This is a genomic window from Pricia sp. (assembly GCF_041745955.1).
Lineage (GTDB): Bacteria > Bacteroidota > Bacteroidia > Flavobacteriales > Flavobacteriaceae > Pricia.
This window is the reverse complement of sequence record NZ_JBGTHY010000404.1, coordinates 1-11,603: the sequence shown is the minus strand read 5'-3', so window position 1 is coordinate 11,603 and position 11,603 is coordinate 1. Positions and strand designations below refer to the sequence as shown.

General features: G+C 42.9%; 10 protein-coding genes. All 10 read left to right on the top strand.

What is annotated here, in order from left to right:
• On the top strand, positions 1 to 519 hold a 519-nt coding region (locus ACEW8S_RS14565; protein ID WP_373518864.1), incomplete at its 5' end, for a contractile injection system tape measure protein.
• 22 nt (positions 520 to 541) lie between these two features.
• Positions 542 to 1,108, top strand: coding sequence for a DUF4231 domain-containing protein (locus ACEW8S_RS14560; protein WP_373518863.1), 567 nt, complete (start codon positions 542 to 544; stop codon positions 1,106 to 1,108).
• Positions 1,109 to 1,122: 14 nt separating this feature from the next.
• Entirely contained in the window at positions 1,123 to 1,827 is a 705-nt protein-coding gene (locus tag ACEW8S_RS14555; RefSeq protein ID WP_373518862.1) for a hypothetical protein, read from the top strand.
• A gap of 13 nt (positions 1,828 to 1,840) precedes the next feature.
• A complete protein-coding gene (locus ACEW8S_RS14550; RefSeq protein WP_373518861.1) occupies positions 1,841 to 5,227 on the top strand; it encodes a DUF4157 domain-containing protein in 3,387 nt (1,128 codons plus the stop codon).
• Between the two features lie 21 nt (positions 5,228 to 5,248).
• Entirely contained in the window at positions 5,249 to 5,797 is a 549-nt protein-coding gene (locus tag ACEW8S_RS14545) for an imm11 family protein (RefSeq protein ID WP_373518860.1), read from the top strand.
• A 142-nt stretch (positions 5,798 to 5,939) separates the two neighbouring features.
• Positions 5,940 to 6,341 carry a DUF6851 domain-containing protein gene (locus ACEW8S_RS14540; protein WP_373518859.1) on the top strand — a complete coding sequence of 134 codons (402 nt, stop codon included), beginning with the start codon at positions 5,940 to 5,942 and terminating at the stop codon, positions 6,339 to 6,341.
• A 145-nt stretch (positions 6,342 to 6,486) separates the two neighbouring features.
• A complete protein-coding gene (locus ACEW8S_RS14535; RefSeq protein WP_373518858.1) occupies positions 6,487 to 7,899 on the top strand; it encodes a vanadium-dependent haloperoxidase in 1,413 nt (470 codons plus the stop codon).
• Positions 7,900 to 7,974: 75 nt separating this feature from the next.
• Positions 7,975 to 8,757, top strand: a complete 783-nt coding sequence (locus ACEW8S_RS14530; RefSeq protein WP_373518857.1) for a ParA family protein — start codon at positions 7,975 to 7,977, stop codon at positions 8,755 to 8,757.
• Positions 8,754 to 10,646 carry a DUF4157 domain-containing protein gene (locus ACEW8S_RS14525; protein ID WP_373518856.1) on the top strand — a complete coding sequence of 631 codons (1,893 nt, stop codon included), beginning with the start codon at positions 8,754 to 8,756 and terminating at the stop codon, positions 10,644 to 10,646. Before ACEW8S_RS14530 ends, ACEW8S_RS14525 begins: the two co-directional genes overlap by 4 nt.
• Before the next feature lie 61 nt (positions 10,647 to 10,707).
• The coding region (locus ACEW8S_RS14520; protein ID WP_373518855.1) for an ATP-binding protein at positions 10,708 to 11,603 on the top strand (896 nt) is incomplete at its 3' end.

The following is an 11,603-nucleotide window of genomic DNA, read 5'->3' as shown; positions in this document are numbered from 1 at the left end:
GAAGAGATTTCTATGGAATCCCCCCAATTCCTAAAAAATGCAGGGGTGGCATTGCTCCATCCCTTTTTAAGTTCGTTTTTTAGAAAACTCAAGCTGGTGGATGTCGTGGAGTTCAAGAATTTCAAAAGCCAGAGCAAGGCGGTTCTCCTGATCCATTTCTTGGCGACGGGAGAGGAAAAGCCTAAGGAATACGAAACACTGCTACCCAAACTGCTCTGTGGAATGCCCGTCAACCTCCCTTTAGACCACACCTTAAAGTTGACCAAAAAGGAAAAGAAGGAGGCAGACCAATTGTTGCAAGCGGCCATCGACCATTGGGGTGCCTTGGGCAACACTTCTCCCGATGGACTTCGGGAGGGGTTTCTGATGCGTGACGGTAAACTGGAAAATGGCCCGACTGGATGGAAACTTTATGTAGAACAAAAAGCACAGGATATTTTGTTGGACAAGCTGCCATGGAATTTAAGTATGATCAAATTGCCCTGGATGAAGGAGATATTGTGGGTGGAGTGGAGGTGATAAACTGAATAGAAATTATTTCATGTCTAAAGAAGTAGAAATAAATAATGATGATTACAGGAAGATTGAATCGAAGACAACCCGGTCATTGGAAGAGTATATGGCCGAAAGGGTACAGTTTAAAATCAATTTATACTTCCGTAAGGCAAGGAGTTACCGATTTTGGCACCTGCTGGCTTCTGTAATAATAGCCATTAGTGCTGCTTTGGTTCCGGTACTGGTAAACCTGTCTGATGATAATAAAATATTCCTGTACCTGGCAACTATATTCAGTTTGCTGGTTAGTATCGGGGTGGCCCTACAGGAAGTTTTTCGTTTTCGGGAGCATTGGAGAAATTATAATTTGATTGATTCCAATTTACGCAGCGAGGAAATGTTGTTTTCTATGTCGGCCGGGCCTTATAAGGACACAGCAAACGAAAAGGAAAAAGCAAACCGGTTTGTACAGCGTATTGAAGAATTAATTCATGATGAACGCTGGGATACGATAAATATGCGTACGGCCGCCAATCGCATTGCAGAAAACGAAAAGATGATAGAGTCAGTGGTTGAATCTTATTTAAAAGCAAAAAATGCAGTAACGGAATAAAAATTAATAAATCAATGAAGATATTGGAGAAAAATAAACCTGTAGCCACTTTGCAAAAAAAAAGCAGCCCTTTTTTTCAAAAAGAAAACAATCAGGGTTTTTTTTCTATTGATACCAATGATACTTCATTCTTTACTGCCAAGCAAGATCCTCAGTCTATAAAACCATCAGCAGCCGCTGTAGTACCGGCGGTGCAACGACAGGAACAACCGGAACCACCTGAAACCAAACCAGTATCGCCTGACAATACAGGACCTGCTGCACCAATTCCTTTGGGCAGAAAACCCCGTGCAGCCAACTGCAGTTCAGACCCGAAGTTTCCAAACTTAGGGTGTTATGGCCAGCAATTGAAATTAGATATAGATGAAAACCTTCTTAACAATGCACACCAGTTTAACCGGGTAGCTACATTATTTCCCGGCGATAAGCAATTGATGTTAGATACTTTTTTGAGGTACGGAATTGGGAAGAACCTTTTGGAAACAAGTTTTGGGTTTGCCGGTGCAAATAAAAAATGGAGCAGTATTCTTTCCATCGGAACGGGAGCAGCCTTAAAAACATACGAGTTATTGAAAGATGGCAATTTGAAACTGGACCTGCAAATACCTATAGGAAGAGGAGTAAACCTGGATGTAAAAATTGATTATATTAAAAACCCCGCGAATCCGGGTGAGGAAAAAGGCATAAATACAGTGATCGGTATTTCCGGAAGCATTTAAGGAAATAAACAAAATGAAAACCGCTGAAGCAAAAATATCTTCAACTACTACTCACCTTCAAAAAAAGGAGAACAAACCTTTTTTTGCAAAAAATAATCAAGACGGTTTTTTTTCAATATCCAATGACGCTACACAAAGTTTCTTCAGTTCACCAGTTATACAAACCAAACTCACCATTGGCCAGCCCAATGATAAATACGAACAGGAAGCCGATGCCATGGCTGATAAAGTTGTGCAGCGGCTGGCAACTCCAGAGGTGTTGACAAAAAAAGAAAATGCTGTTCAAACAAAACCACTGGCTACAATGATCACCCCATTGGTGCAAACAAAATGTGCAGCATTTGATAAAGAAGAAAAACTGCAAAAGAAAGAAGAGGAGAATTTAGTTCAGAAATCGCCTTTGGAAATACACCGGAAATCCATTTTCGAAAGCAATGCAGAGCCGCCAGATGATGATTCCCTCTCTTTTGGAGAGGGTCATGGGGAGACCATTCAGAGAAAATGCGCGGAGTGTGCTGAGCCAGAAAAGTTGCAAGAGAAACCAATATTTGAAAGTGATAAGAAGAGAGTCGTACAGAAATCTCCAATTAAGATACAGCGACAAACTGAGGAGGAGCCATTGGACGAGGAGAATGCGATTCAGGAATCTAAAGAGGAAATACAGCGGCAAACTGATACCGAAACAGATGAAGTATCTTCTGATGAAGAAGAAATCCAAAGGAAATGCACATCATGTAGCAAGGAAGATCATCTGCAAAGAGATCCCGGTGTTTCGGAGACCGTGGACACATCTAATAGCATAGAAACAAGTCTGCGCTCTTCCAAGGGGGGTGGCTATTCTATTCCGAATGCTTATAGAGAACAAATAGAACAGTTCTTTGGTGCCGATTTTTCTGGAGTTCGGCTCCATACAGATAGTTCCGCAGTACAAATGAACAAGAATCTTAACGCACAAGCTTTCACCCATGGGAGTGATATTTATTTCAACAGGGGAAAATATGACACAGAAAGCCAAACAGGTCAGAAATTACTAGCGCACGAGTTAACTCATGTAATACAACAAACCGAATCAAAACCAATCATCAATAAGAAAGCCGCAATAAGTATTATCCCTAATGCGAATCTTATTCAACGGGGTGGCGGCGACATTCAACAGTCCTCACTATTTATTTTTCTTGATGCAAAAGGTAACCGCATTAGCCAACAGGATTTTACTGTAATAAATCTTAATGCCCTTTTGTCTCCAGGCATATACAATGTAACATTTGAGCCGTTCAAGGAGGGTTCAAATTTTACATTTGAAGTCGGAAATTATAAGATGACGCTTGAGTTCGTGAATGCTCCAAGTAAAGAATTTATTGATAAGGTTAAAAAGGCAGACAAAGTACTTTATGTTTTGTATGGTGCACCTGATGAATCGGGCGAGCAAGCAGAAGAAAAATCTGATGATTTGCCGAATGTTCCGGGACAGTTTGGCACACAACAACCAGCTGAGGGCTATACTGTAAAACTAGATTGGATTAAAAATCTTCCAATGCCGGAAAGCCTGCAGAAGGTATTGGACAGTGCGTTTGCCGACCTTTTTGTTGACAGGGAAGCAATCGAGTCTCTTGTGGAAATGACATACCTGCTTCTCGAAATCCATACTCATATTGACGAGGTAAAATCCTGGTTTGCTAATCCTGAAAAGCTAGTCGGTATAGCACTAGGCGTTGAAGAATCGCCCGCAATTACAATTATAGATACCTGGGTACAAAGGCCCGCAAAAAAACCCAAAAAGGCAAAGAGAAGAAAGTCGAAAGGCATAGTTGGTCTTGCATTAAAAATTGGAAAGTATGTAGAAAAAATAAGAAGGTTATTGCGCCCTGTGTTTAAATTCAGGAGTAAGGTAAGCTTCCTTCTTGGTAACCTGATAAACCTATTGGCAGACCTCCCGGAACTGGAATACTTATTCAGTGAAATAACAGATAAACAGCATCGAAAAGACATTGCCATGAAATTGTCTCAAAGTTTGTCCACAAAACTTCATGGCCAGTTTACAATGTTAAAAAATTCATTCAGCTTAATAACCGAAAAGCTGACGAAAGAAGATATGATTACGCAGGAGGAAGTTGCCAGAGTGATCACCGATATTGTTACCAAATCAATTAAACATCCTGCAGTAATAATAGGCAGAAAAATTCCAGGACTACAAGATGCAGTCGCAGATAACATAGTTGCTCATTTCCTTCCAGATACACTGATGGATCTTGTAAATAGTGCCTTAAATGAGATATTCTCAAAATTGCTGGATACGGCAAAAGAAGAATTTGGGAGCATAATTACCAATGTGCTTAACACATTGGAGGAAGGAACGGATGATTTTCTTATTTCAAATTTACCATCCTTATTTCTTGAACGAAAAGACAAAAGCGAAAATAATTTCTATCCAGAAATCGTATCGAATTTGCCAGATGATGTGCGTGCATCAACCGGGAAGCCACTGGATGAAAACCAGAAAAAAAGTTATGAACCACTTTACAGTCATAATTTTCAGGACGTCAGAATACACACGGATTCCAATGCTGAGATGGCTTCAGGACTTTTGAACGCAAACGCATTTACGATCGGTAACGATATCTATTTCAGCGAAAACAAATTTAGACCGGGGTCAAAAGAAGGCGATAGATTAATAGCGCATGAATTAACACATGTAGTGCAGCAGAAGAACGGTGTTTCCAATACTGTTCAACGGGATTTTGCAGAATTACGGGATAAACTTATAAAGAAGTTCGGGAATAAGGCCATTGAACTGTTCAAAGGCATTTTATCCCCTGGTCCTGATCCCACACGGGCCAAAAAAATTCAGACAATCAATGAAAGGATAGCTAAAATCGAGGGCAGACAAGTTATAAGTGTAAACAACCCAAAATTACCCGAAGCCTACACTTATTTTCAAACAAAAGGACAAATAAAGGGTATTCGTCGAAAATTAAAATGGATCCGCTATGTTCCCCCATTGACCATAATAAAGGGAAGGATTAAAATAGGGGGTTTGACGCAGTTCTTTAACCCGCATGCAGCTGCCCGAAAGCAATTAAGGAGGGCATTGAGATGTAACGATAAACAGCAAGCACATCATCTCATTCCACTTGAACTAAGAAATGACTTTCCAATTATTAAAACCGCGGAAGAAAATGGATGGAACTTTAATGGAGCAGAAAACGGATATTGCATGTCAAATAAGTACCATAGTGGATCGCATGGAAATTATACACGGGATGTAAGAAGACGATTGACTAGTCTCACAATAACGACACTGAAGAATAAGCCCAACGCTATCAAAATCAAATCCGAATTGAATATACTCACAGGAAACTTAAAATCGGAACTTTCAAAAAGAAGAAGTAGAATAAATTAAAGTATGTCAAAAACTCAAAATATGAACTATTTCGTATGGGATGTCTATTTCAAAGGTGAGGGATTTGCCTATTGCGAAAAAATGAACGGTATCAATGATACAAATATCGTCTCCTTACTCACCGGAAAGAAGCTTGAAAATCCGCTGCCAGATATTACTGCAGAATCGTTTTCCAGAGGTAGCATTGGAGATATATTTGGTTGGGCCGCTGGTTTGGTCGCTTCGGAAAAAATAAAGAAACACTTGGAAGGCGAAAATGTACAATTTATCCCGGTAAAAATTCTTTCGTCTGACTTGAAATACTATTTAGCCAATTTTTTATCCGCAGTTGAATGTATTGACAAAAAGAAATCCACCATTGAATATTACAATTCAAACCCAGATTATATTGAGAAAATCAGAAAGCTGGTTTTATTATCTGAGATTGACGAGTCACTTCAAGCGTTTAGAATATTAGAAAGGCCTGATGTAGTATTGGTCTGCGAAAAAATGAAGAATCAATTACAGAGAATTAGTAAATCTGCAGGAGTATTTACACCAACAGAAAAATTCAAAATTGGTTATTTCTAGATTTGGTAGAAAAAAACCTAAATCTTTAATTTCATTGGATTATTGGGTTTTTGAAAAACACGAAATAGAATTGGAAACATTGGAACCTACATAACAACAAAAAAATCAGAAGCTATATTGTTTCATTTCTAACTCTTAAACCATGTCCCACAATTCACCCAAACCCATCGCCCTCCAATGGAATCAAATAACCCTTGAGGCCATTAAGATTACAAATTCCTCACCGCCCCTTGCCACGCGGGCATTGGCGATGGTGCATACCGCTATGTACGGTGCATGGAGTGGGTATAACAAATGCCCATTCAGCACCACCACTTCAAGATATGGGGTAAATTGTGGGGAGAATGAAGCTGAGAAAACTTTTAGCTATGCCGCTTATCGTGTGCTAACTGATTTGTTCTGGCTGGCTTTGCCTACGGAAAAAAGCAATATGTTTCGTAATTTAATGAATCAATGTAATTACAATCCGGATGATTGTTCGATGGATTTTACAACTGCATCCGGAATAGGAAATTTAATTGCCCCCGCTCTAGCCAGTCTTTGACTTGTGGCAGGAAGAACTATCAAAAAAAAAATGAGACAAAAACTCCAATACGCATTGGTTTATGAAAAGTACCACCAAAAGTAAAAAAAGGATAGAAAAAGGCAAGACGATAATAGTTCGAAATCAAAAAATAAAAAAAGACATCATGGCAACAACAAAAACAAACATCCCCAGCAAAGCCCACCAATGGAACCGCTTGGTCTGCGATGCCCTTCACTACGTGGCCTTTCCGCCCACCTTGGCGTCCCGCGCCTTGGCAATGGCACATACCGCCATGTACGACGCATGGACCAATTTTAACGATGGGGGATGCGAGGTAAGTACCACGACGGGCAGCCGCCTCAAGCGACCGGACAGCGAATGCACTACCGAAAACCGTGAAAAGACGTATAGTTATGCAGCCTACAACGTGGCCCAGGAACTGTTCTGGGGGAAACTGCCCCCGGAGCAAAAAAACATGTTCCGGGAATTTATGTGCGACTGCGATTATGATCCCAACGATAAAAGCCTGTCGCCCAAGACTGCTGTGGGGATAGGCAATCTCTCGGGAAGGCTGGTACTGGAATGCCGTATGGGCGACGGCGCCAACGCCAATGCCACCTTAAGGATATTGAACTATTCGGATTTCTGCCAGTACGCACCGGTCAATTCCGCGGTTCCGCAAGCGCAGAAATATCGGGACCGTTGGCAGCCCCAGCTTTGGGAACATAAGCCGCAGGAGTTTTTGACCGCCCATTGGGGACTGATCAAACCCTTCGCCCTGAGCTGGGGCGGGCAGTTTCGGCCGCCATCGCCTGTAAAAAGCGATGATGGCGCTTTTGAAAAACAGGCGCAGACCGTTCTGAACTACAGCAAGAACCTAACCGATGAACAAAAGATGATCGCGGAGTTCTGGGCGGGCATGCACGAGGCTAAGTTTGTGGATTCCGTCAAGGACGATTCCCGTCGCTGGGCGACGCCCCCGGTGCAGCTGTGTCGGCTGGCGCGGTATCTTTCCCGAAAAAGGGAACATAAGAACGCCTATGATATCAAAATGTTCTTCCTGTTGGGCAATGCCCTCTTGGATGCCGGTATCGCGGCATGGGACTGCAAGGTCTTTTACGACTATGTTCGGCCTATCTCGGCCATTCATAACCTGTACAGGGGGAAGAGCATCCAGGCCTGGGGCGGCCCATGCGAGGGCACGAAGACCTTGGAGGGCGAAAACTGGGTACCGTATATTCCCACCCCGCCCTTTTCGGAGTATGTTTCCGGACATAGCACCTTTAGCGCCGCTGCCGAGGAAGTGCTTTCCAGTTTCTGTGGAAATGGAAAATATGGGGAATCGGTAACTATACCCAAGGGCGGATCTAGGGTAGAGCCCGAATGCACCCCGTGCGAGGATATGGTCCTGGAATGGAAACTCTTGAAAGATGCCGCAGATGAAGCCGGAATTTCGAGGTTGTACGGGGGCATCCATTTTACCGATGGTAATCTGGAAGGTCGCAAACTGGGCAATAAAGTGGGCTGTGAGGTCTGGAACAAAGCGGTACACTATTTTAACGGGGAACTGGGGTGAGATTAGTGAGGAGTAGCAGTTTGCAATAGGGCGGACGGTGGGGTCTGTCCTAAAAAAAAGTAAAAGCAGAAGATAATGAAGATAATTTCAATAGCCAATTTCAAGGGTGGCGTAGGCAAGACCACTACGGCCATCAATTTGGCGGCCGGGCTCAAGAACAGGGGCAAAAAGGTACTGTTGGTCGATGTAGATCCCCAGGCCAATCTTACCCAATCGGTAGGGCTTACCGGGGAAGTGGACAATGCTATTTACTCCGTGCTACATAAAGAAGCTATGGGCGAAAAGACCGACTTGACGGATGCCCGGGTTCGGGCATCGGGGCTGGACCTGATACCCGCCTCACTGGATCTGGCCAGTGCGGAATTGGAATTGGCTAGCGTATACGGTAGGGAACATATCCTTTCCCAATTACTCGCCCCGCTGAAGGGATATGATTTTGTGCTGATCGATTGCCCGCCATCCATGGGAATGTTGACGATCAACGCTTTGGTGGCAAGCGATTACGTATTGATTCCGTTGCAGGCCGAGTTTCTGCCCTTAAAAGGGGCAAGAAGCTTTTTGAAGCACATGGATTTGATCCGTAAACTCAATAAGAAAATACAACTTTTGGGTTTTGTACTAACGAAATATGACGATCGTAAAAAGATGAACCGACAGATAAAGCGGGAAATCGAATCGGAATTTTCAAGGGATAAAGTTTTTAGAACGACCATACGGATTAATATTGCCCTGGCCAATGCCCAGGAAAACGGTACGGATATTTTTACCTATGAAGCAACTTCCAACGGGGCGTTGGATTATACAGATCTGACAACCGAATTTTTGGCACGGATGAACCCTATAATAAAAAGGAGATGAAAAGTATATTCAGTAGCAGGCATAACAAAAGTCCACATAACAATGAGAAGATGGACAAACAGGAAGCCCCATTTTTTGGAAAGCAGGGCAGAACCCCTTTCTTCAATACATCAAGGGGCGGAATGGTACAGACCAAGCTAACGGTCGGCAAGCCCGGGGACAAATATGAAAAGGAGGCCGATAACATGGCCGATGCCGTAGTCAATACTACCTCAAAACCTGATATACATAACAAGGAGATCAGCAGTATCCAAAGGGAGTCCCTCGCAACGCCACAGGAGGATGAAAAACTAGGTACCGCAGAACAGCGGATGGAAGAAGATAAGTTGGTGCAGGAAAAACCGGAATTGCAGAGAATGAATGGTGAAGAGGAAGAAGGCATGTTGAATAAAATGGAAGGCGAGGAGGAGGGAATGCTCAACAAAATGGAAGGCGAAGAAGAAGAGGAAGGTATGGTAAGTAAGATGGAGGGCGAAGAGGAAGAAGAATCGCTACAAACAAAAAGTAATGGCAGTACCAAAACGGCGGCAAGTTCAGGGGTGGCCCGGCAAATAAAAAGCAAGTCGGGCAAGGGCAAAACCCTGCCAAAAAACACCCAGGCCGAAATGAAATCTTCCTTCGGAACGGATTTCAGCGGGGTAAACATCCATACCGATCAAGATGCCGTGAACATGAACAAAGAGTTGGGCGCACAGGCATTTACCCATGGGAGCGACGTTTATTTCAATTCAGGGAAATACAATCCCGATTCTAGCGAAGGAAAGCACCTTTTGGCCCATGAGCTGACCCATGTGGTGCAGCAGAATTCACTTTCAATTCAAAAAAAAGAAAAGAAACCTGGTGCTGCCGGCAAGAATTGTTCAAAACAGGAAGATAGTGATATTCTTCCCGGTGGCGTGGGTTTGATAGAAATTATTAATCGAGAGGCTCTTCTAGATCAGATCCTTGGGAAGGAAAGAGCTTCGTTCATTGAGCAGATCAAGAAAGAAAGGGATGCACGAAAATTTGTTTGTGAGGCCGGAATTAGTGCCGTGATGGCACTTTATTACAATAGGGACTATAGAAACAGAATAAGGGTTGAAAAAGCTCGCGAGGCTTTTTCCGTGTACCCACAATATTATTCGTCGAAAGGTTTCGATCAAAAGAAGCAGACAAAGGAAATGCTTGAAAAAAAGTATGATATTTCGATTGAAAGAGGAGATAAGGACTGGAGTCCGCGGGATCTTGTATTGCTATCGGAGGCACTGGGAACTATGACGGAAAGGGAAATCCCGTTACTGGGCAAGTATCACTTTATTAGATGGACCAATAGATGTAATCAAAAAAACGCTTCGAATCCTGAATATGAATGCACTATGGAAGACTATGGTCTGTGTGGTTTGCACGAAGCTGAAATCGTACATCGTAAATATACGATTACCATGTATGACTGTATGAATTCCGATTCGGAAGATGATATGAAAAAAGGGTATGGGGTTCAACCAGGTGCCGATGTAATTATCCATGAAATAGGGCATGCCATGGAATATGGCAAGCTCAGACTGGCTATGGAAAAGGCTTCCGATGCGAAAAAAGAGGTTGCCAGAATAGAAAAGCAACTACAGAAAACCTCCAAAACTGATGACATATTGGCGATCAAAAATAAATTGAAGTCCGCCAAAATAAAAATGGATGATACGAATAAAGTTATGGAAGACACCGTTTCAAATAGTACTATTGCGAAATTCCAAAAGCTCACAAAAGGAAAAAAAGCTTTGACCGATTATTCAAAAACTAATGCGAAAGAAGCATTTGCCGATGCCTACATGCTGTTTAAAGTGGCACCGAAAAAACTAAAACGAAAGAATAAAAAGCTTTTTAAATGGTTCGACCAAGGAGGATACGTGTAATATAACACATGCATCAAAAATAGGACAAAAAACATCGCCATAAAACGGGTTGCCGATTAGTATGAATTTACCTGAATTTAAATACCTGGAAAATTATATCCGCTACCGATTGGATAGCTATTTTGATGCGAAAAAAACTAGTACCGAACCCAAGATTCCCGCATTGGGAAAATGGTCTGTACATATTCCTGATATTCTAAAAGAGGGCAAGCCTACCAAAGAAGAAAAGACGCTTCTGCTCTTGGCCCTCTGTCCGCATGTAGACGGCAACTTGCTGGATCGGGTTATCCAGGCCAAGCTGGAGTCCACAGGTGATTTTCCGCAATTGGGTGGCGTTCGGGGCAAGAATTTCAGGGGATTTTTGCCCACTGGCGAAACGGCTCTCTTTCTGTTGGGAGGAGAGGATTTTAAGGAACGGCAAAAATTATATGGGTATTTTGGCCCGGACCACTTTTTCGCAAAAAATCATATCCTTTGGCTCGAAGAGGCATCGGAGGGAGAACCAGTGACCAGTGGCAAGCTGGTACTGTCGCAAGACTATGTGGAACTCTTTCTTCAGGGTGAAATTAGCAAACCACGCTTTAGCCTAAAATTCCCCGCAGAATTGATTACCACTGAAATGGAATGGGACGATCTCGTACTCAACGAGGAGACCGACGCCCAGATCCAGGAGCTGCGGACCTGGATGGACCACGGTAATACACTGATGTACGATTGGGGAATGCATAAAAAACTAAAGCCGGGATACCGCGTATTGTTCCACGGCCCCCCGGGAACGGGTAAAACCCTCACGGCAAGCTTATTGGGAAAACATACGGGTAAGGATGTCTATAAGATCGACCTTTCCATGGTGGTTTCGAAGTTTATAGGGGAGACCGAGAAAAACCTCGCCAACCTGCTCGCCAAAGCTGAAAAAACGGAAAACATCCTATTCTTTGACGAGGCCGATGCGCTTTT

Bases quoted from the DNA above. Each gene is read 5' to 3' on its own strand.
- ACEW8S_RS14530 (WP_373518857.1), top strand. From the start codon at position 7,975: ATGAAGATAATTTCAATAGCCAATTTCAAGGGTGGCGTAGGCAAGACC.
- ACEW8S_RS14535 (WP_373518858.1), top strand. From the start codon at position 6,487: ATGGCAACAACAAAAACAAACATCCCCAGCAAAGCCCACCAATGGAAC.
- ACEW8S_RS14560 (WP_373518863.1), top strand. From the start codon at position 542: ATGTCTAAAGAAGTAGAAATAAATAATGATGATTACAGGAAGATTGAA.
- ACEW8S_RS14555 (WP_373518862.1), top strand. From the start codon at position 1,123: ATGAAGATATTGGAGAAAAATAAACCTGTAGCCACTTTGCAAAAAAAA.
- ACEW8S_RS14550 (WP_373518861.1), top strand. From the start codon at position 1,841: ATGAAAACCGCTGAAGCAAAAATATCTTCAACTACTACTCACCTTCAA.
- ACEW8S_RS14540 (WP_373518859.1), top strand. From the start codon at position 5,940: ATGTCCCACAATTCACCCAAACCCATCGCCCTCCAATGGAATCAAATA.
- ACEW8S_RS14525 (WP_373518856.1), top strand. From the start codon at position 8,754: ATGAAAAGTATATTCAGTAGCAGGCATAACAAAAGTCCACATAACAAT.
- ACEW8S_RS14545 (WP_373518860.1), top strand. From the start codon at position 5,249: ATGAACTATTTCGTATGGGATGTCTATTTCAAAGGTGAGGGATTTGCC.